This window comes from Tautonia sp. JC769 (assembly GCF_040717455.1).
Taxonomy (GTDB): Bacteria; Planctomycetota; Planctomycetia; order Isosphaerales; family Isosphaeraceae; genus Tautonia.
The window spans coordinates 50869-71807 of the sequence record NZ_JBFEFH010000032.1 but is presented as its reverse complement, the minus strand read 5'-3'; the positions used below and the strand labels follow the sequence as shown (position 1 = coordinate 71807).

Here is a 20939-nt window from a genome sequence, read left to right as displayed (position 1 = left end):
GGGATCCGGGAGTAAGGGGCGCCGGCCTTCGATCACGGATGGGTGCGTCTTCGAAGACTCGACAGCACCCTACCGGACCCGTCGCCCCTGGGGAGAGGGGGGCAGGCATGGTGCTCGACCTGAGCCCATGAGAGCGAGGGAGAGGGGAGTGGACGGTGCGAATGGGCGGATTGATCGATTGATCATAAAAGCACGTCACCCAAATCAAGAACGAGCGAACCTGAAGGCGGCGGAAGAGAACTGATGCGACACGTCCCCGCACTGGTGAAGCGCGAGCTGTCGAGCTACTTCCTGAGGCCGATGGCGTATTTCGTGTTACTTGGGTTCCAGGTGATCGCGATGCTGGATTATTTCCAGCTCGTCGAGCTGCTGAGCGAGCCGAGGGCGGTCCTGTCGTTCTCGGGGCAGTTGAACCCGATGAATTATTATGTGGCGGGGTCGTGGATGTTCTGGGTGGCGCTCTTGATCGCGGTGCCGGCCCTGACGATGCGCTTGATCGCCGAGGAACGCCGGACGGGCACGATCGAGGGCCTGATGACCGTCCCGGTGACGGAAGCCGAGGTGGTGCTGGGCAAGTGGCTGGCCGGGGTGGTGATGTACCTGGCCCTGCTCGTGCCGTTCGCGATCTACTTGCCGTTCTTGAAGCAGGTGGGCGGGTACGAGCTGGACCCGGAGCCGTTGATCTCGCTGGCGATCGGCCTGACGACGATGGGCATGATGTTCATGAGCATCGGCGTGGCCTTCAGCGCGGCGACGAGGAACCAGGTGGAGGCCGCGGTCGGGACGTTCGTGGTCCTGCTGGCGTTGCTGCTGATCACGGTCGTCAACCAGGTGGTCGGCCCGAGGCCGGGGTGGGCCGAGGCGGTGTCGTTCCTGTCGGTGTACGTGCAGCTCTCGGAGTTCGCCTCGGGGAGGCTGGATCTGCGCGTGGTGGCCTTGCACCTGTCGGTGACGGTGTTCGCCCTGTTCGTGGCGATCAAGGTGCTCGAAGCCCGCAGAGAGAGCTGACCGCAGACAAAGGCGAGGGACATGGGCATGGGTGATCGGGTGTTCGACCTGCTGGGGCGGGAAGTGGCGGTGGTGGTCGCCCTGGTGGTGATCGGGGCGATGACGCTCTACTGGTTCCTGCGCGGTGCCCCGCTGGGGCAGTCGGCCGAGGCGGAGACCGACGGCGAGGCCCCGCCGCCGCGCTATCGCGACCTGATCGCCGCGGCCACGACGTTCGGCCTGCTCGGGATTCTGCTGGGGGCGTATGTGGCGGTCCGGTTCGGATTGCCGCAGTCGATCGTCGTGTTCGCGATGGCGTTCGGCATCCTGCTGCTGACCCTGTGGTCGAACCGGCGCTATCGGCACGCCAGCCCGAGCCTGAGGCGGATGGCCCGCGTGACCGACGCGAGCATGACCGGGGCGCTTCTGGCCGGGGTGCTGATCGTGGGGAACGTCCTAGCGTTCACGTACGGCGGCAGGCCGATCGACCTCTCGCTCGACCGGTCGTACTCGCTCGAATCGTTGACGATCAACCAGCTTCAGGACCTGGACGAGCCGGTGACGTTCACGCTCTTTTACGGGTCGGGCGAGCGGGTGTTCGGGCAGGTGGACCGGATCAGGCAGCTCGTGCAGCTCTATCAAGAGGAGGCGCCCGACCGGGTGACGATCGACACGCTCAACCCGTTCGACGACCCCGAGCGGGCCCGGGAGCTGGCCGAGCAGGTGCCCGGCCTGGCCCTGACCGAAGGGGGGGGCGTGCTGGTCACGTATGGCGAGGGGGACGAGGCGCAGCGGATCATCGTCCGCAATGCGGACATGTTCGCGGCCGAGGTGCCGGACGACCCGGGGTCGAGCATCGTGGCCGAGACCTCGTTCCTGGGGGAGGCGGCGTTGACGACGGCGTTGATCCGCCTGAAGCAGGGGGAACAACCGATCGTCGCGTTCACGACCGGCCACGGCGAGCCGACGATCGACGCGATGGACCCGAGGCGGCCGGGACTGGGGCAGTTGCGGGCGAGGCTCGAATCGGTCGGCATGAAGGCGGTGGCCTTCAACCCGGCCGGCCAGGTGCCGCAGGGGGCGTCGGTGGTGGTCGTGGCCGCGCCGACGGAGACGATCGGGCCGGAGGTGGTGGCCCGGTTGCGGGGGTTTGCCGACACGGGCGGGCGGGTGTTGGTGATGGCCGGCAACGCGACGACAAGCGGTTTGGAATCGTGGCTGGAGGAGTGGGGCGTCGGGATCGAGTCGGGGCGGGTGGTCGACCCGGGCCTGGCGTTCCGGGGGCGGGCCGATTTGCCCCTGGTCCCGGTCGAGCCGGGGGCGCAGAACCCGCCGATCGTCGCGCCGATCGAGGGGCGGATGATCCTGATGCCCCAGGCGGCGCCGATCGGGGTGAAGTCCGGGGCCGAGGCGAACTCGGCGTTCCTGGTGATGCCGCTCTTGCGGACGTCGGGGACGTCGTTCGTCGAATCGACGCCCGAGGCCGGTCCCCCGCAGCGCGACGCGGACGAGGACCGGGCGGGGCCGGTCGTGGTGGCGGCGGCCGTGGCCGATCGGCCCGGCCCGACCGAGCGCTCGCCGGAGCTGACGCCGAGGCTCGTGGTGATCGCCAGCCCGGCCGCCGGCGACAACCAGACGGTCGCGGCCGTCGGGGTGGCGAACCTGGACCTGATCGTCAACGCGATCAGCTGGTTGCAGGACCGGCCCGACCTGGTCGGCCTGGCCCCCCGGACGTATGTGGCCCGCGTGTTGAAGGCCGGGCCGAACCTGAGGGCGAAGCTGGTCCTGCTGCCGACCCTGCTGTCGATCTCGGTGCTGGTGGGCTTGGGGGTGGCGACCTACCTGGCGCGGAGGGAGTGAGGATGGGATGGGAGGGGCGACGCATCACAACGGGCGGTTCTCGCGAGTCTGGCAAGGACCCCTCACCCCGGCCCTCTCCCCGCGGGCGGGGAGAGGGGGACAGATCGATCTCAACTCTCGCCCCTTCTGGGTGGCTGAACCCCGGACAAAGGGGGGCGGCGGGATGGAGGCAGGTCGATCGGGTCGATCGGGAAGTGGGGTGATGAGGCTCGGCGAAGCATCTTGCAAATGACTGGCTGAGGTGGTGGGATGATGGGCAAACGAGCGACGGTGGTGCTGCTCCTCCTCTTTTTCGGGGGCCTGGGGGCGCTCTGGTGGGCGAGGACGGCGGGCGTGCCGACGGCCGACGAGCGCAGGGCGATGGCGGGCCGGGTCTTGCCGCAGTTGCTCAGGGTGGAGACGGAGGAGATCGGGCGGATCGAGATTGAGGATCCCAGCTCGGGCGATTCGATCGCCCTGGAACGACGGGGGGAGGACTGGCAGGTCGTCGAGCCGGTCGATGCGCTGGCCGATCGCAGGCAGGTCGAGGGGTTGCTGAACAACCTGAAGGGGCTGCAGGCGTCTCCCGAGGCGGGCAGCTTGACGAGCGGCGATCCGGCCCGGTTCGGCCTGGAGCCGCCGGCTCGGGTGATCCGGCTGTTCCGATCGGGAAGTCGGGAGCCGATCGCGACGCTTGCGCTGGGGGACGAGCTGGAACGCCTGCGCTACGTGAAGGCGGAGGGGGGGGGCATCACCCTGGCCGATTCGGTCCGGGTCGAGCCGGACGACGTGGACCCCCTGCTCTGGCGAGAACGCGGGTTGTTCGAGATCTACTCGTATGATGTGAAGGCGATCAACGTGGTCGGCCCCGATCGGCGCTTGAACGTGGTGTTCGACGGGGGGAGGTGGCGGATCGTGCATCCGTTCCGCGCCCCGGCCAATGCGGAGGTGGTGAACGGATTGCTCGCCGACCTGGCCGAGTTGCAGGCGATTTCGGGGGCCGAGGGGTTCGCGGCCGAGGACGTGGAGGATCTGGCCCCCTTCGGTCTCGACCCGGACCGGGCGACGATCATCACCCTCTTGCCGGCGGGCCTGACCGGCCCGGCCGAGCCGCAGATGGCGTATCTGGGCAAGGCCCCGGAAGGGAGCGACGACCTGCGTTACGCCAGGAGAGACGGGCAGGATGACGTGCTGGTCGTCCGGGCCCGGAGGGTGGGCGATCTGGGCCTGAATCCGCTGGAGGTCAGGAGCCGGAAGGTGGTCGATTTCCGGCCGAACGAGGTGCAAGGGATCCGGATCGAGGCCGGGGGCGAGACGTTCGAGCTGGCCAAGGAGTCGGACGGCTGGCAGGTGCAAATGCCGACCGAAGGCCCGGCCGACGCGCTCGACGTGGCGACCTTACTGGAAACGCTCGTCGGCCTGGAATCGGCGGAGTTCTTCAAGGCAAGCGAGGTGGCGGCCGAGCGGTCCGGACTCGATGCGCCGGCGGCGACCGTGTCGGTCTGGCTCGATCGGCCCGAGCCGGGGGACGAGGACGGGCCGAGGTTCGAGCGGCCGGCCAACGCGGCGCTGAAGATCGGCCGATTCGACGCCGGGCGGAAGCTGGTGTACGGTCAACTGGAGCGGGACGAAGAAAACCTGCTCGCCCTGCCGGAGACGGTGCGGGCGATCATCCCCGAGGGGCGGCTCGCCCTGCGCGATCGGACCCTCGTGAGGCAGGACCCGAGGACGGTCCGCCGGATCGAGCTGTCCCGGGGGGCGCGATCGTTGACATTGGAACGCTCGGAGGCCAGTCCTGGGGCCGGGGGGGCGCAGGCGGCGTGGCAGGTGGTCGAGCCGACGGAGGCCCCGGCCGACCGGCTGGCGACGATGATGCTGATCGAAGGGTTGGCCCGCCTGAGGGCCGAGCGGTGGGTGGATGAGTCGGAGTCGGAGCCGTCGGACTTTGGGCTCGAGGAACCGACGCTCCGGGTGACGTGGGAAGACGCGTCGGGCGATGCCGGGGCGAGGACGCTGGAGGTCGGGGGCCTGGTGCCGGGGAGGCCGGAGGAGGCGTACGCGAGGCTCGACGGCGAGTCGGGGATCTTCACCATCGGCCCGAAGCTGCTGGCGGTCTTGACGGCCGAGTTCCGCGAGCGCCGGCTGCTGGCGTTCCCGGTCGAGCAGGCGGTGCGGATCGCGATTCGGGGTCCGGAGGCCGGGTCGGAGGTCGTGTTCGAGCGGACGGTTTCAGGGGCCTGGGGGCCGGAGGCCGGCGCGGACACCTGGCCGATGGGATACGACGCCGATCGGGTGGCGGCGCTGGCGGCGAGCCTCTCGGAACTGACGGCCGAGCAGATCCTGCAGGACGAGGGGCCGATGCCCGACGGGTCGGGGCTCGATCCCCCGGCCTTGCGGGTCGAGGTGCGGCTGCAAGATCCCGAGGGCGTGGCCACGGTCCGGTTCGGGTCGGTGGCGAACGGGCTGCGGTACGCGGCGATGAAGGCGGAAGGCCCGGGGCCGGTCTTCCTGGTCCCGGCCGAGCCGTTCGCGCTGCCGGTCCCCGAGGGATCGGCCGATTCCACGGATGAGCGGCCGTGACCCGGCGGGACCCCTCGGGGGACGCATCAGCACGCGGAGTGATCTTGGTCCCTCGATTTCGGGAAACGAAGGGGGGTAAGCAGTGGATCGGGCGTGGGGTTCGATTATGATGGTGCCCGACCATGACCCCGGCCGGGGATGAGGAGGGATTCTCCGGCGCGGTCCGGCCGATGGTTCGTGAGCGTCGGCCATCCCCCCGTTTCGTTTCGTGTCTCCGCCCCGCCCGGCAACAGCAGCAATCGAGGAGTCGGATCGACCGATGGAGTGCCTGGGACCACAGTGCGCCACGATGTTGCTGGAATGGCTCCGCGAGCGGGCCGAGGCGACCGGGGCCGGGACTGCGGGTGGTGCGTCGACCGCCGAGGGATCGCCGACCGGAGGAGGATCACAACGGCCGGTGCAAGGGATGCTGTGGACGAGCGTCGCGTACAACGACGATGCGCCGGCGATCCGGTCGGAGGCCGAGCTGGAAGGCGCGTTCGAGCACCTCGAATACGCGGTCTTCCGCCGCTTCGAGAATCAACTGACGCGGGCCGAGCGGGCGCGGCTGGACAACACGATCCGCAACGTCCTGTTCAAGATCGAGCGCTATGCGGCCCGGCTGGCGGGGGAGACCGGCACGGAGGTCGAGCGGCGCCGCCGGGTGATCGAGGAGATGGTGGTCGAGGCCCGGGAGAAGGCCGAGCGCTTGCGGCTGCAGGCGCGCCGGGCCGACCTGAAGCTGGCCCAGCTGGCGAACCTCTCGCCCGAGGGGTTCGAGGAGTTCGTGGCCGAGCTGTTCGAGGCGATCGGCTATACGGTCGACCGGGTGGGGGGCACCGGGGACGAGGGGGCCGACCTGCGGGTCGAGCGCAAGGGGCTTCGGGGCGTCGTCCAATGTAAATATCATAAAAAAGGTGTGGTCGGCTCTCCCGAGCTGCAGAAATTCCTCGGGACGATCCACCACACGGCCAGCCACAAGGGGTTTTTCGTGACCACGCGGACCTTCTCGCTCGCGGCCGAGCGGTTCGCCGGCGACCATCCGATCGAGCTGGTGGACGGGCCGAGGCTCGTGGAACTGGTGCGCGAGGCGATGGGCCCGGGGGCGGTGAAGGAGCCGGAGCCGGTCTGGTTCTGAGCGGCGACGGGGACGACTCCGGAAAATTTTCGGGAAACGTGTCCCGCGGTGGTCTTGACGACGTAGCATACAATGTCGCCTGTACGGACTCGGCAAGCGGGTCCGGTCCCACACCCCTGGTCGGCCGCCCTGAGGCACCCGCCGCGGGCACGACCGGGACGAGACGATCTTGCGAGCAAACCCATGGCCCGCACCCGACACGATCGCGGTCGCGGGCCGACCCATCGGTTGTTCATCTGATTGGATTTCGCCGGTCGGACCGACGACCGGCACATGCATTGCACCGTTCGGCACCTCGCACACGACCGAATCGAACGGTTCTCAAGAGTCTTGACTGGTGATCGCCTCGCGGCTATTCGTGTCAGAGAGAGACTGGGCACAGGGAGTCTGTGCCGCCGCGACGGTCCCAGCCAAGGAGGGTTTTCGATGTCCTGCCCGAGCCAAACGTCCGCCCACGCGACCGAGTTGAACCTGCCCGCCGAGTTCGAGGACCTGAGCGGCCTGATCGAGGCCGACCTCAAGGCGGTCGCCACCATGCTCACCCGACGCGCCCACGAGCGCCTGCTGCTGACCCGCCGCGAGTATCGCGACCTGCATCGCGAGCTGCTCAGCCGCCTTTCCGAGGCCGTCAACGAGACGATGGCCCCGCTGACCGCCGAGTGCCGTTGAGCGAGGCGAAGGCACTCGGGTCGGTCGTGTTGCGAAGGTTGAAGGGGTCGCGCCGGATGAGCGGCTTCGGGGGCTTGAGCAGGGAGGGAGGACCCCGATGGCGCGGATCATCCTCGGCGTGACCGGGTCGGTGGCGGCGATCCGGACGCCGATGCTCCGGGCGGCCCTGCGGGCCGATGGCCACGCGGTCCGGGTGGTGGCCACGGAGCCGGCCCTGAAATTCTTCGGGCCGGGCGAGCTGGGCCCCCCCGACCCCGACGACGCCCTGAGGATGGGCGGCCCGCTCTATCGCGACGCCGACGAGTGGGCCTTCGACCGCTGGAGGCGAGACGACCCGGTCTTGCACATCGAGTTGAGGCGCTGGGCCGAGTTGCTGGTCGTCGCCCCGCTCGATGCCAACACGCTGGGCAAATTTGCCCTGGGATTGAGCGACTCGTGCCTGAGTTGCCTCTTCCGCGCCTGGGACTTCGCCCGCCCGGTGGTGCTGGCCCCGGCGATGAATACCCTGATGTGGGAAAGCCCCGTCACCCGTCGCCACCTGCGGCTCTTGCTCGACGACTGGGGGGACGGCGGCCCGGATCGGGACTGGACGCTCGACGAGGCCCCGGCGATCTTCGAGTCGCACGCGCCGAGGCTCCGGCTGGTCGGGCCGATCGTGAAACGCCTGGCCTGCGGCGACGAGGGGCGCGGCGGCATGGCCGAGGTGTCCGAGGTCGTCGCCGCGGTCCGGATGGCGCTCGACCGTGCCGAAGGTGCGGCCGACCCCCGCGCCGCTCCGCCCGATTGAGTGAAGCCCGCTCCGTGCAATCGTCGATCAAGCCCCACTGTCGGAGGTGGCGCGACGGCCCGTCGAGATCCGAGGAGGGTCGGACCGGGCCCGATCGGGCGGCGAGCACGGACGGCTCCGGACTCGAGAGAACAAAGGGCGAGGTTCACCATGCGAGGCTGGCGAGGGCCGATTGCGGCGCTGGTGCTGTTGCTGCTCGGCTCGGCACCGGCGGACGGGCAGTATTACAACCTCACGAACCTCAAGTGGCTCAACCACCGGCTCGCCGGCCACGTGGACGACTACACGCAGAATCACGGCGAGGACCGGCGGATTTATTCGCCGATCCTGGGCCGATCGCGCGACCTGTACGTCTACACGCCCCCGGGCTACGACCCGAGGCGGCAGTATCCGGTCATCTTCTGGCTGCATATGGGGTATGTGGATGAACACGTGTTCGTCGGCACCCCGGCGTTGCTGCGGCTCGACCGGATGATCGAACGCGGGGAGATGCCGCCGGTGGTGGTCGCCGCCCCCGACGCCACGGCCGACGGCGAGAACCGGACCGGCGCGGTGCACTCGCTCTTCGTGAATAGCCGGGTCGGGCGGTTCGAGGACCACCTGGTCGACGAGGTGCTCCCGTTCGTGATGACGCGGTACTCGATCCGGCCGGAGCGGGAGGCGCACGGGATCCTCGGGCTCTCGGGCGGCGGGTTCGGCGGGATGAGCATCGCCATGCGGCGGCGGGATCTGTTCGGCTCGGTGGCGACCCTGGCCTCGCCGGTCAACGTGCGGTACGACGACATCCGGCCGAGCGGGCCGCGCTCGGAGTTCAACCCCGAGACGTACCGCTGGAAGGAGTCGTACGACCCGGACGAGGTGTACGGGGTGTTCTCGTTCGGCCTGCGACGGACCCGGGCGTCGAAATATATCGGCCCGCTGTTCGGCGACGGCCCGGAGGTGAATGATTACCTGCGGGCCCTGAATCCGGCGGATTTGCTGTTCACGAGCGGCCTCCGTCCGGGCGAGCTGGCGATCTTCTGCCACTTCGGCGGCCGGGACAACTGGAACTTCGATGCGCACGCCCTGTCGTTCGCCTGGCTGGCGGCCTCGCGCGGGGTGCATGTCGAGCTGGTGACCGACCCCCTGGCGTCGCACAACATCCATTACTTCCGCGAGAATCAGGAAGACGCCTACCGCTTCCTCGGCCAGTACCTCTTGCCCCCGACCGGCCCCTGGATGCTGGCCCCGGGGCCGTGAGGGGTGGTTGATGGGGCCGCGGCGGCGGGTTATTCCGCCGGCGAAATGACGGTCCAGGGCGGTCGGGGGTTCTTGTCGAGGAGCTGCTCGCGCCAGAGGGATGCTTCGACCTGGGAGCGGAGTTCGAGCAACTGGTCGATGGAGCCTTGGAGCATCACCCGACGTGGGGCGTCGAGGTTGGCGCGGAGATTGAGCTTGGCCAGGCGATCGCGTTCGGCGAGCAGTTCGGCCTCCTGGCGGTCGATCGGGGCCAGGGCGTCCGGGTCGGCATCGGGCGGCAGCGCTGCGCGATCGAGCCGGACGCGGCGGAGCTGGGCCAGGCAGTCGAGCAATTCCGCCTCGATCGCGGAGCGGGACACGCTGGGGCCGTCCGCTGAGAGCGAGAATTGTTCGTACCGCGTAAGCTCATCGAAATGCGATTGAAGCAGCGTGCCCAGTTCGGATCGGGAGGCTTCGAGCCGTTCGAGGATTGCACGTGATCTGGCAAGGGTGAGTTCGATGTCGAGCTTGATGAATTCGTCGACGACTGTGTTGACGACGCGGGCGCCCTGGGGCTGGGGGAGTCCGTGGGCGGAAATCTCGATGAGCAATGAGGACTCGTCGACGCGTCGAATCTTGAGGTGGTCGCGGAGGACCTGGACGGGATCTTCCGCGTCGTTGAACAGGTCCAGGGAGCCGATCGTTCGATCGAGGAGTGCCGCGGACAGGACTCGATCGCTGGTCATGAGCTGAAGCTGATTCTGGAATTGGAGCTGGGTCGGTTGTCGGTCCTCGGGAGATTGCTCGAAGGGATCGGGTGGGGTTGTGTAGAGCAGGTGCGCGGTGGGGGGATTGCCCGTGTCGGAGAGGACGGAGGATCGGACCGCGGAGAGGAAGGGCTCGGGCTGGAGCACCAGCTTGGTGACGCTCACGACCAAGACGCCGACGACCAGTAAGATCGCAATGGGTACGACTCGAATGGAATGTGACATCAGTGATTGATCTCGATGTTCTTGATTGAAAAAGCTTTGCCTGGTCGGTATCCGTGTGCCCTTGCCGATGGATTGTGCGGGCTCCCCCGCAACCGGCCTGACGGCCACCGGAGCAGTAGGCAGTAGACAGAGAGAGGCAGTGGGGAGGCAGACTTCTGCTCGCGGAGGCTCCTGTCCCCCTCTCCCCGCCCGCGGGGAGAGGGCCGGGGTGAGGGGCCCCCGTCCGGATCGCAAGGCTCGGCACGTCCGCCAGGTCCCCCTCACCCGGCCTGCGGCCACCCTCTCCCCCGGAGGGGGCGAAGGTTGGGACAGTTCGGTCGCCAGGAAACGTCGATCTGCGGCTGTGCCCGTCTCTCCGAGAGTGAGCGGGGAGACGGGGACCGGCGTTCGGAGTCGAGCTTCGCGTCTTGTCGCAGCCTCCCCACCGGGTCTACGGCCACCCTCTCCCCCGGAGGGGGCGAGGGTTGAACATGCGGTCCACCTTCGCCTTGAAGCCGTGAACGGACGCTTGCTTCTCGGTCACGGAGGGGACGAAGGTTGAACGGGTCTGACGCCTCAAGGGTGAGCAAGTGAGACGGAAGGGAAACGCCAGGACGGCGAAATCGGTCCCGGTCTCCAGACAAGCAGTTCGAACGATGCTCGGCAGAGTGTGCCAGCCAAGCGCGGCAAATGCAAGCAGTCGGGATTCCATGCGGCATCATCGCGAGGCGGATCGGCCTGCGAGCACCATGCCTGAGAGGCAGGGGAGGATGCCGACGGCGGCGGCGAGGGTGCCGGGGTCGAGGTGGCCGGCGAGCAGGCGGGCGGTGACGGCGGAGAGGAAGACGCCGAGCATCGCGCCGAAGCCGGGGAGAAGCGCGAGGGAGGCGGGGCGAGGGTTCGGCCAGGAGGCGGCGAGCAGGAGCCAGGCGGAGACGATCAGGTCGGCGACCAGGAACGGGTGGACGAAGCGGCCGGCCGCGGCGTTGCCGACCTGCCAGGCGAGCACGACGAGGGCAAGCAACGCGGCGGTCAGGCGGGCAAGGGTGAGGGAGTTGAGCATTGGGGGTTCAGCCGCGTTTGGTCTTGTAGCCGATCGAGGCGAGGAGGGACTCGACGCGGTCGAGGTGGCTGCCCTGGATCTCGATCGTGCCGTCGTCCTTGACGGTGCCGCCGCCGCCGATGGCGGTCTTGAGCTGCGCGGCCAGGGCGGTCAGGTCGTTCCCGGTCGGGTCGAGGCCGCGGACGGTGGTGACGGATTTCCCCTTCGGCCGCTTCTCGACCCGGATGCGGGCGGTCTGGCGAGCTGGGTCGATGCGCTCCGGGGCGGGAGGCTCGGCGGGGGGGCAGGTGCATTCCGATTCGAGGGCACCGCAGCGCTCGCAGCGAGGGGGGCGGTCCCATTGCGTCCCGGCGAAGAGGCGGCCCATGAGGGGGACTCCGAGAGAGGGAGGTTTTGAGCCACGGATGAAACACGGATGAAACACGGATGGAAACACGGATGAGAAGAGGTAAGAGAGAGAAGTGAGCAGAAAGAACCGGATCGGAACAGTTGAGTCTATGAAAGAACAAATGTTCTTGAGATTTGTCCGTGTTTCATCCGTGGCTCAACGTTCTCTTTCTGCGCTCCCTCGTTCTTCTCTGGAGATCGGGAACCTTGCTCGTCCCGAAGGGGGAGGATCACTCGGGGACCATGCGATAGCGCGGGTAGATGGAGACGCCGAGGTTGCCGCGCTTGGCGTAGAGGAAGGCGAGGTGGTGGTCGAGGTGGCCGACGGCGCCGCGGACGAGGTCGGCGAGGGTGATCCGGCCGCGTTCGGTGTGGTTGCCGGATCGGGCGAAGTCGGATTCGGGGAGCGATCGGAGGATGTGGGCGATCCAGCGGCGGTTGGCGACGAACATGCTGACGGCTTCTTCGACGGGGAGGGACTGGTAGTCGAGCCGGGAGCACCAGGCGTTCTCGTCGTAGGCGAGCAGGGTCGGCGACTCCTCGGCGATCATGCGCTTGATGCGGTCGCCGGCGACGAGGTCGCTGTCGAGCAGGTGGATGGCCAGCTCGGCGAGGCTCCAGGCGCCGGGGCCGGGCCGGGCGGTCTCCTGCTCGCGCGAGAGGCTCGACGTGGCGTAGGCGAGCAAGGGGCCGCCCTTCTCATAGTGGTCGATCAGGCTGGCAAGCGTCACGATGCGGGCTCCGGGAGATTCGGGTCGTCGGCGAGGCAAGGGGGGAGGGTTCGTGCTCGATCAGGGGTCGACTTCTTTGCGCCAGATGGCCAGGCGGGGCTCGGTGTATTCGAGGAACCAGATTTCCTCCTCGACCCCCAGCTCCTCGGCGAAGCGGTGGGCGACGAGGTAGTTGACGACTTCGAGGGAGGCGGCGAGGACGTCGGTGCGGGGGTCGAGGGTGTCGATCGGGTTGTGGAAGATGAAGCGGAAGACGAGGACCCGCTCGTCGATCGGGCCGTCGGCCGAGAGGTAGCGCCCGTCCATCTCGTAGATCGAGTAGCCGCGGGAGGCCTGGCAGAGGGTGCGGATCCACTGCTCCTCGTCGAAATCGGGGCCGCGGCGGCGGGCCTCGGCGATGAGGGTGCGGACGTAGGGGACGGATCGGATGGCGTCCTCGTTGAAGAGGTCTTCGAGCACCTCCTCGATCTTGCCGAAATAGCCCAGCTTTTTCGGCAGGATGACCTCGTACATCCGGGCCGGCTTGGGGCCTTCGAGCCGGTAGGATCTCATCGCGTCATCCTTGGTCGAAACACCGTGACGAGGCCGGGGCCGGTCCTCCGGATTGCGGCCTCCCAGTGTACCGATTGGGCGGCACAGTTCCCAGCGATCGAAGCACGCGGACCGGGGACGGGGAGACGATCCGGGCGCGAAATCAACAGGCGAGCCAAGTGCGATTGATCCGACGGGCCGATCGCACTAGAATGGGCATTGTTCACGTTGTTCATGAAACTACTGAAGATTGGCGTCTTTCGAGTGAGTGAGGCGGCGATCTCGGAGAGTGTTCGCACCGAAGAGGGATGGAGGGGCCTCGTGAGTACCGGCGGCAACGGCGCACCGAAGCAGAGCAAGGCGGAGACCTTGAAGCTGGAGAGCCAGTACCTGAAGCTCCCGCTGATTGACGAGGTGAATGCCGGGGGCAACTCGATCAGCGAACCGGCGATGCAGGTCCTCAAGTTCCACGGCTCGTATCAGCAAGACGACCGGGACGTGCGGGTGCAGCGGCGTCGCGAGAAGCAGGAAGTGGCCTACTCGTTCATGGTCCGCGTGCGGATCCCGGGCGGCCGGATCAACGCGAGGCAGTATCTGGCCTGCGACGAGCTGGCCCGGACGGTCGGGAATGAGACGCTGCGGATCACGACCCGGCAGGAGTTCCAGCTCCACGGGATCCTGAAGCAGGATTTGAAGGCGACCGTTCGCAAGGTCAATGAGACCCTGCTTGATACGTTGGCCGCCTGCGGCGACGTCGAGCGGAATATCCTGAGCTGCCCGGCCCCGTTCCACGGCACCGTCCGCGACCAGATGCAGGAGGACCTGCTGCAGCTGGCCGCGCACCTGAGCCCCCGGTCGTCGAGCTACTGGGACATCTGGCTCGACGGCGAGAAGATCGAGAACCCCGACGCGCCGAAGCCCCAGCCGCCTTTGGTGCCGACGCCCGGCGACGACGCGGTCGAGCCGATCTACGGCAAGTTCTACATGCCGCGGAAGTTCAAGACCGCGTTCGCCCTGCCCGAGGACAATTGCACGGACGTGTACGCCAACGACCTCGGCTACATCGCCGTGGTCGAGGACGGCGAACTCGTCGGCTACAACGTGGTCGTCGGCGGCGGGATGGGCACCACGCCGAGCGCGAAGAAGACGTTCCCGGCCGTGGCGGTGGATCTGTGCTACGTGCCGCGGTCGGAGGTGTTGCGGGTCGGCGAGGCCGTGGTGAAGGTGCAGCGCGACTTCGGCGATCGGTCCGACCGCAAGCGGGCCCGCTTGAAGTACGTGATCTACGACTGGGGGATCGACGCCTTCAAGGCGAAGGTGGAGGAATACCTCGGCGAGCCGCTGGCCCCCTCGAAGCCGATCACGGTGAACGAGGTGGACGACCACATGGGCTGGCACGAGCAAGGGGACGGGCGCTGGTTCCTCGGGATTCCGGTCGAGAACGGCCGGATCAAGGATGAGGGGTCGGTGCGGATGGCCAGCGGCCTGCGGGCCTACTTCGAGAAATACGGGACCCCGGCGCGACTGACCTGCTTGCAGTCGATCCTGCTCATCGACATCCCCGCCGATCGCAAGGACGAGGTCAACGCCTGGCTCGAGGAATACGGGATTGCCTCGGTCGAGCAGACCTCGACCGTCCGGCGCTGGGCGATGGCCTGCCCGGCCCTGCCGACCTGCGGCCTGGCGGTGACGGAGTCGGAGCGGGTCTTGCCCTCGGTCATGGACCGGTTCGAGGAGGCGATGGGCCGCCTCGGGCTGGAAGGGGAACGCTACGCGGTGCACATGACCGGCTGCCCGAACGGGTGCGCCCGGCCGTATAATTGCGACATCGGCCTGGTGGGCCGGGGGGCCTCGAAGAACCCCGACGGCTCTCCCGGGCCGGGGACGTACACGATTTTCCTCGGCGGCCGGGTGCAGGGGGACCGGCTGAACACGGTCTTCAAGGATTACGTGCCGCTGGAGAAGATCGTCGACGAACTGGTCCCCGTCTTCTCCCGCTTCAAGGCCGATCGACGGCCGGGCGAAGCCTTCGGCGACTTCTGCGACCGTGTCGGGGTCGAGGCGCTGGCGGCCGAGACGGCGACGGCGGAGGAAGCGACGCAGGCGTGAGGGGGATGAGTTCGGAGGTTCTCGCGCGGAGATTCGGAGGAGAGGGTGCGGTGTTCTCGCCGCGACTCCCCGGCTCTGCGCGAGATCTTCTCACGCGGGGTTTGCTCGCGATAGGATGAGGGGCCTGCCAACCGGGAGGGGAGGTCCCATGATGACCGTCGATGACCAGACGCTCCGGACCATGGTCGACGCGGCTCGCCGGGCGAGCGAAGCGGCATATTGCCCGTACAGCCGGTTCCGCGTCGGCGCGGCGGTGCTGGGCGAGGACGGGGCGATCGTCGGCGGGTGCAACGTGGAGAATGCGTCGTACGGATTGACGAGCTGCGCCGAGCGGAACGCGATCTTCGCCGCCGTGGCGCAGGGGATGACGGCGATCCGCGCGGTGGTCGTGTTCACGCCGACCGCGACGCCGACGGCCCCGTGCGGGGCGTGTCGGCAGGTGATCCACGAGTTCGGGCCGGGGGCGGAGATCATCAGCGTCTGCGAGGGGCCGGATCGGCTGCGGGCGAGGCTTCCCGAGCTCTTGCCGGGGGCCTTCGGGCCGAGGTCGCTCGATCCTGCCGACGATCCGAAACGACCGCTTGCATGAGCATCCCTGACGACGAGAATGTTTACGCGGCGCCCGGGACGCCGGCCAGGAGAGTCGCCTCCGACCCTGGCGGTGAGCCCGACCTGGCGTTCATGGCCCGCTGGGAGCGGTGGCGGGTGCTCTACAACCTCGTCCTGGTGGTCGAGGTGATGGGGATTGTCATCGGGATGGACAGGTGGCAATGGATGACGGAGGCCGAGTTCTGCGAGTTGCTGGTCCTCGGCGCCCTGGGAGCGAATCTGTGCTTCTGTGCCGGCCCGGTGGTGGAAGCGTACCTGCGGTGGCTCGGGGTGAAGGGCGAGATGCTCGGGCCGCTCCTGTTCGGCCTGGGGATGATCGTGGCCACGGTCGGGACCCTGATGACCCTGATCCTGTACGAGAAGGCGGCTGTCGTGTTCTGAGGCTCGGGAGTCGGACGAGGGGCCGGGCGGTCGTTACAATCAGGCGGCCTCGGGCCCGAGGCATCGGGACCGGCCCCCCTCCCTGGGCGGCGTGATTGACGCTCGAATGACTGCAAGCGACCGAGACGACGCATGAGTGTGTCCCCTGCCCTGATTGCCGAGCGGCTCGACGCCGACCGGCGCGCCTTGCTTGACCTGAGCTTGCGCAATCCGCTGTTGAACTATCGCGCGAGGCGGCGAGGGCTGACGATCCTCGGGGAATCGCCCGCGGAGATCGTGCGGATCCTGCTGCGCGACGGCAAGCGGATGACGTTCGAGCCGGCCTTGGAACGGGTCGAGGAGCCTGTTGAAGTCGCGGAGGGGGAAGCGGTCGAGGGGAACGGCGTGCTGGAGTTGCCGCCGATCGACCCGAGCGACCTGAAACTTCAGACCGACGTGCCGGAGGATCAGCTCCAGGACCGTTTACTTGCGATCGACGCGGCGGCGCGGACGTCGGTCGAGGAGATGGGGGTCAACACGCTCTTCCTGGCCCTGGGGATGCTCAACTGGTCGGAGGAGCAGAACGGTCGGAAGGTACGGGCGCCGTTGATTTTGCTGCCCGTGGCGCTGAGCCGGGCGAACGCCCGGGACCGGTTCCGGGTGCGATTCACGGGGGAGGACTTCGGCACGAATCTCTCGCTGGCCGAGCGGCTGCGGGCCGGGTTCGGGATCGAACTGCCCGAGATCCCGGGGGCCGACGACCTCGACCCGATCGCTTACTTCGACGCGGTGGATGCGGCCGTGGCCCGGGAAAAGGGCTGGAACGTCGATCGAGACGCGGTGGCACTCGGGTTCTTCTCGTTCAGTCGGTTGCTCATGTACCGGGATCTGGAGGCGAGCCGGTGGCCGGAAGGGTCGGGGCCGTCGGGGCATCCGGTGGTCTCGGGATTGCTGGGTGAGGGGATCGAGGCGGCCGAGGCGACGATCGACGACGACGAGCATCTGGATGCCCGATTGGGTCCGCTCGACGTGCGGCCGGTGCTCGACGCGGACGGCTCGCAGATGCTCGCCCTGGTCGATGCGAGTCAGGGGAGGAACCTGGTGATCCAGGGACCTCCGGGGACGGGCAAAAGCCAGACGATTGCGAATGTGATCGCCGATGCCGTCGGCCGGGGGCGGACGGTCCTGTTCGTGGCCGAGAAGGCGGCGGCGCTGGAGGTGGTGCATCGACGGCTTGATGCCGTGGGGCTGGGGGCGGCCTGCCTGGAGCTGCACAGCAACCGCACGCGCAAGCGAGACGTGCTGGATGACCTGCGGCGGACCCTGCAACTGGGCCGGCCGAAGGTGGGGGCGGCCGAGGAAGACGCGAAGGTCCTGGCCGACCTGCGCAACCGGCTCAACACCGTGGCCGAGGCGGTCAACACGCCGATCGGCGCCAGCGGGATCAGCCCGCACGACGCGGCCGGGATCTTGCTGCGCGAGCGGGCGGCGATGGGCGAGGCGGTCCCGCCGCCGATCGACGTGCCGGGGATGGCCGACTGGTCGGGGCCGGAATTCCAGGCGAAGGAGCTGCTCGTCGAGCAGCTCCAGGCCCGGCTGGCCGCCGCGAATGCGTCCGAAGATGTTCAGGCGGTGAAATGGTCGTCTCGGACGTCGTGGACGCCGTCTGATCGGGCCGAGCTGGCCCGCCTGGCGGCTGCGGCGCACGAGGCGACGGACGCCCTGGAGGCGGCTGCGGCGGAGCTGGCCGAGGCGCTGGGCGTGGCAAGCCCGATCGACCGGGCCGGGGCCTCGGCCTTGGTCGAGGCGGCGATGCCCCCGGGCCGGGCGGCGGGTTCGGCCCCGTTGCCGCTCGACGATTCGGGCTGGGAGGCGTGGGCCGCCGAGCTGGATGCCCTGCTCGAGGCCGGGTCGGCCCTGAACGCCTTGCATGAACGGTTCGATGCGCGATTGATGTCGGAGGCGTGGGATCGCGACCTGGTCGAGACGCGGGCGACCTTGAACACGGCGGGCCGTCGCTGGTGGCGGTGGTTCTCGGGGTCGTATCGGCGGGCCCGGTTCCGGGTCGCGATGCTCTGCCGGGGGGAGCCGCCGCGGTCGAACGCGGACGCGATGACCCTGGTGGATGCCGTGATCGAGGCGCAGCGGCTGCGGGGACCGATCGAGGGTCACGCGTGCCTGGCGGCTCATTTGTTCGGGCAGCGATGGAAGCGGGAGGAGTCGTCGTTTGCGGAGTTGATCGAGGTCGCGCGCTTCGCCCGCCGGGTGCGGGAAGCCGTGCGAGACGATCGGCTGCCGGGGGGGGCGATCGAGGCGATCGCGGATGAGGAGGCGATGAGGCGGGCCTCGGGGCCGGCGGCCCGGGTGCGGGATGCGCTCGATGCGCAGCGGGTCGCGCTGGATCGGCTGGCCGATTTCGCGGGCATGGATCGTGCGCAAGGGGATGACGATTCGTTTGACGAGGTGCGCGATCGGATCGAAGGCACCAGCCATCGGGCCGAGCGGTTGCACGCGGTCGCCTTGGTGAACCAGAGGGCGGCGTCGTGCCGAGAGGAAGGGCTGGGGGCTGTTGTCGAGGCGGCGAAGGCCTGGCAGGAGGCCCCTCGTCTTTTGGCGACGGCATTCCGGGTGCGGTGGGCTGAAACGTTGATTGATCGCGCCGCCCGGGAGCGGCCGGCCTTGGCGGGGTTCTCGGGGGGGGATCACGAGGCGATCGCGCGGCGGTTCGCGGCGGTCGATGTGAGCGTGCTCGGGCACAACCGGGCCTGGGCGGCGGCCGAGCACTGGGAGCGGTTGCCCAGGCGGCAGGCACTGGCGGGCGACCTGGCCGTCCTGCGTCGGGAGCTGGAGAAGAAGACGAGGCACCTGCCGTTGCGGGTCCTGTTCTCGCAGGCCGGCCGGGCGGTGCAGGCGGTCAAGCCGGTGTTCCTGATGAGCCCGCTCTCGGTCGCCGCGTACCTGGAGCCGGGGCAGCTCGGGTTCGACCTGGTGGTCTTCGACGAGGCGAGCCAGGTGCGTCCGGTCGATGCGCTCGGGGCCCTGCTGCGGGGCCGTCAGGCGATCGTCGTGGGGGATGATCGCCAGTTGCCCCCCACCACCTTCTTCGACCGCCTGACGGCCGGCGACGAGGGGACGGACGAGGACGAGGAACGGCTGGCGTCGGCGTCGGAGGCGCTCGAAAGTGTGCTGGGTTTGTTTTTGGCGCAAGGGGCGGCGCGGCGGATGCTCCGCTGGCATTACCGGAGTCGGCACGAGTCCTTGATTGCCGTGTCGAACCGGGAGTTCTACGACGGCCGGTTGATCGTCTTCCCGGGACCCGAGGGGGACCGATCGGAACGGGGCCTCGTCCTGCGGCACCTGCCCGAGACGGTGTACGACCGGGGCGGGTCGCGGACCAATCCGGAGGAGGCCGCCGCCGTGGCCTCGGCGGTGATGGACTTCGCCCGCGCCCAACTGGCGGCCCCGGACGACCGGCGGTTGACCCTCGGAGTGGCCGCGTTCAGCGCCGCGCAGGCCGAGGCCATTACCCGGCGGCTGGAACGCCTGCGGCGTGACGACCCGTCGTGCGAGGACTACTTCGCCGAAGGGGGGGTCGAGCCGTTCTTCGTCAAGAACCTGGAAAGCGTGCAAGGGGACGAACGCGATGCCATGTTCATCAGCGTCGGTTATGGGCGCGATGCGGAGGGGCGGGTGTCGATGAATTTCGGCCCCCTGAACGGCGAGGGGGGGGAGCGTCGGCTCAATGTGCTGATTACCAGGGCCCGCCTGCGCTGCGAGGTGTTCACGAACCTGCGGTCGAGCGATCTGGACCGGGGGCGATCGACGGCCCGGGGGGTGGCCTCGCTGCGGACGTTCCTGCATTTCGCCGAGCGGGGGAGTTTCGACGGGATGGACGGGTCGCCCGACCGCTCGGCCTCGCTTTCGACATTTGAGGACGTGCTGGCGCAGGCGATCGAGCAGGAAGGGTACGAGGTGGCCCGGGCGCTGGGATCGGCCGAATCGCGGGTGGATCTGGCGGTGGTCGATCGGGACGACCCGGGGCGGTACCGGCTCGGGATCCTCTGCGACGGGCCGTCTTACGCCGCGCCGCGGTCGGCGAGGGACCGCGACCGCATCCGCCCGGCGGTCCTCCGGGGGCTCGGCTGGCGGCTGGCGCAGGTCTGGTCGGCCGACTGGTGGCACGACCCGTCGGGGACCCTGGCCGGGTTGGTGGCGGAGATCGAGGCCGACTCGGCCGATCGGGTCGAGCTGCCCTCGGTCCCGCGCGCCGCGTCGATCGCCAGAGAGGACCTGGGCGAGGACGGCGTGGACGTGCCCGCCCTGCCGCCGTATCAGGTCGCCGCGCTCGACCTGGGAAGCGAGCCGGTCGATCCGATGGACCTGGCGGGGGATCGGCTCGCGGCCTGGGTGGCGGAGGTCGTCCGGGTCGAGGGGCCGGTGCACGAGGCGGAGGTGGTGCGACGGATTGCCGACGCGATCGGCCTGAAGCGGCTGGCGGGGAAGCCGAAGGAGGCGATCGAGCGGGCGGCCTCGGCCCCGTTCCGCGACGGCGGGGCGATCCGGAGGAAGGGGGCGTTCCTCTGGCCCGCCGCCCTCGATCGGCCGCAGCCGCGTGACCGATCGGGCTTGCCGAGCGGCTCGCGACGCCTCGAATTTGTTGCGGCCGAGGAGGTGGCGGCCGCCGCCGAGCGGGTGGTGGCGGACGCGATCCGGGTTGCGCCCGACGACCTGCCGGCCGCCGTCTGCCGGCTGCTCGGCTTCCCGAGGACGACCGACGAGATGCGGGGTCGGGTGGCCTCGGTCGTCGGGGGGCTGATCGAGTCGGGTCGCCTGATTCGGCAAGGAAACAGGCTCGTGATCGCGGCCGAAACGGCCCGAGACGAGGGGAAATCGGGGACCTCGGACTCGCCGAATCCGCCGTCTCGAGCTGAGGAGGAGGACGGTTCGGCGTCGGCTGATCAGGCATTTTGACGAAAATGGG

The 20939-nt window shown here is 68.8% G+C and carries 16 protein-coding genes; 11 read left to right on the top strand and 5 right to left on the bottom strand.

Annotated features, from left to right (window positions below; translation table 11 throughout):
* Window positions 1–243: 243 nt before the first annotated feature.
* The 7 genes from AB1L88_RS23470 to AB1L88_RS23440 all read left to right on the top strand — a co-directional run bounded on the left by AB1L88_RS23470 (window position 244) and on the right by AB1L88_RS23440 (window position 9218).
* Complete coding sequence (locus AB1L88_RS23470; protein ID WP_367099130.1) at window positions 244–1008, top strand: ABC transporter permease subunit; 765 nt, start codon at window positions 244–246, stop codon at window positions 1006–1008.
* A gap of 27 nt (window positions 1009–1035) precedes the next feature.
* Window positions 1036–2847, top strand: coding sequence for a GldG family protein (locus AB1L88_RS23465; RefSeq protein WP_367099129.1), 1812 nt, complete (start codon window positions 1036–1038; stop codon window positions 2845–2847).
* Between the two features lie 249 nt (window positions 2848–3096).
* On the top strand, window positions 3097–5406 hold the full coding sequence (locus AB1L88_RS23460; protein ID WP_367099128.1) for a DUF4340 domain-containing protein: 2310 nt from the start codon (window positions 3097–3099) through the stop codon (window positions 5404–5406).
* 406 nt (window positions 5407–5812) lie between these two features.
* Window positions 5813–6523: a restriction endonuclease gene (locus tag AB1L88_RS23455; RefSeq protein ID WP_367099132.1), complete on the top strand. Its 711-nt coding sequence runs from the start codon at window positions 5813–5815 to the stop codon at window positions 6521–6523.
* A gap of 426 nt (window positions 6524–6949) precedes the next feature.
* On the top strand, window positions 6950–7192 hold the full coding sequence (locus AB1L88_RS23450) for a hypothetical protein (RefSeq protein ID WP_367099127.1): 243 nt from the start codon (window positions 6950–6952) through the stop codon (window positions 7190–7192).
* A 97-nt stretch (window positions 7193–7289) separates the two neighbouring features.
* Complete coding sequence (locus AB1L88_RS23445) at window positions 7290–7979, top strand: flavoprotein (protein ID WP_367099126.1); 690 nt, start codon at window positions 7290–7292, stop codon at window positions 7977–7979.
* A gap of 150 nt (window positions 7980–8129) precedes the next feature.
* On the top strand, window positions 8130–9218 hold the full coding sequence (locus tag AB1L88_RS23440) for an alpha/beta hydrolase-fold protein (RefSeq protein WP_367099125.1): 1089 nt from the start codon (window positions 8130–8132) through the stop codon (window positions 9216–9218).
* Window positions 9219–9247: 29 nt separating this feature from the next.
* Here the strand turns inward: AB1L88_RS23440 and AB1L88_RS23435 are convergent, their stop codons facing one another.
* The 5 genes from AB1L88_RS23435 to AB1L88_RS23415 all read right to left on the bottom strand — a co-directional run bounded on the left by AB1L88_RS23435 (window position 9248) and on the right by AB1L88_RS23415 (window position 12901).
* On the bottom strand, window positions 9248–10189 hold the full coding sequence (locus AB1L88_RS23435) for a hypothetical protein (RefSeq protein WP_367099124.1): 942 nt from the start codon (window positions 10187–10189) through the stop codon (window positions 9248–9250).
* Between the two features lie 697 nt (window positions 10190–10886).
* Window positions 10887–11231, bottom strand: a complete 345-nt coding sequence (locus AB1L88_RS23430; RefSeq protein WP_367099123.1) for a hypothetical protein — start codon at window positions 11229–11231, stop codon at window positions 10887–10889.
* Window positions 11232–11238: 7 nt separating this feature from the next.
* Window positions 11239–11598 (bottom strand): translation initiation factor, encoded by a 360-nt coding sequence (locus tag AB1L88_RS23425; RefSeq protein WP_367099122.1) that lies wholly within the window; start codon window positions 11596–11598, stop codon window positions 11239–11241.
* Window positions 11599–11848: 250 nt separating this feature from the next.
* Complete coding sequence (locus AB1L88_RS23420) at window positions 11849–12349, bottom strand: DinB family protein (RefSeq protein WP_367099121.1); 501 nt, start codon at window positions 12347–12349, stop codon at window positions 11849–11851.
* Window positions 12350–12409: 60 nt separating this feature from the next.
* The gene (locus AB1L88_RS23415) at window positions 12410–12901 is read right to left on the bottom strand and encodes a hypothetical protein (protein ID WP_367099120.1); all 492 of its coding nucleotides are present in this window, start codon (window positions 12899–12901) and stop codon (window positions 12410–12412) included.
* Between the two features lie 300 nt (window positions 12902–13201).
* Here AB1L88_RS23415 and AB1L88_RS23410 point away from each other — a divergent pair, with 300 nt between their 5' ends.
* The 4 genes from AB1L88_RS23410 (at window position 13202) to AB1L88_RS23395 (ending at window position 20929) form a co-directional block, all read left to right on the top strand.
* Window positions 13202–14989, top strand: a complete 1788-nt coding sequence (locus tag AB1L88_RS23410) for an NADPH-dependent assimilatory sulfite reductase hemoprotein subunit (protein ID WP_367099119.1) — start codon at window positions 13202–13204, stop codon at window positions 14987–14989.
* A gap of 148 nt (window positions 14990–15137) precedes the next feature.
* Window positions 15138–15578, top strand: a complete 441-nt coding sequence (locus AB1L88_RS23405; protein ID WP_367099118.1) for a cytidine deaminase — start codon at window positions 15138–15140, stop codon at window positions 15576–15578.
* Window positions 15575–15979 (top strand): hypothetical protein, encoded by a 405-nt coding sequence (locus AB1L88_RS23400; protein WP_367099117.1) that lies wholly within the window; start codon window positions 15575–15577, stop codon window positions 15977–15979. Before AB1L88_RS23405 ends, AB1L88_RS23400 begins: the two co-directional genes overlap by 4 nt.
* A gap of 132 nt (window positions 15980–16111) precedes the next feature.
* Window positions 16112–20929 carry a DUF3320 domain-containing protein gene (locus tag AB1L88_RS23395; protein WP_367099116.1) on the top strand — a complete coding sequence of 1606 codons (4818 nt, stop codon included), beginning with the start codon at window positions 16112–16114 and terminating at the stop codon, window positions 20927–20929.
* Window positions 20930–20939 lie beyond the last annotated feature (10 nt).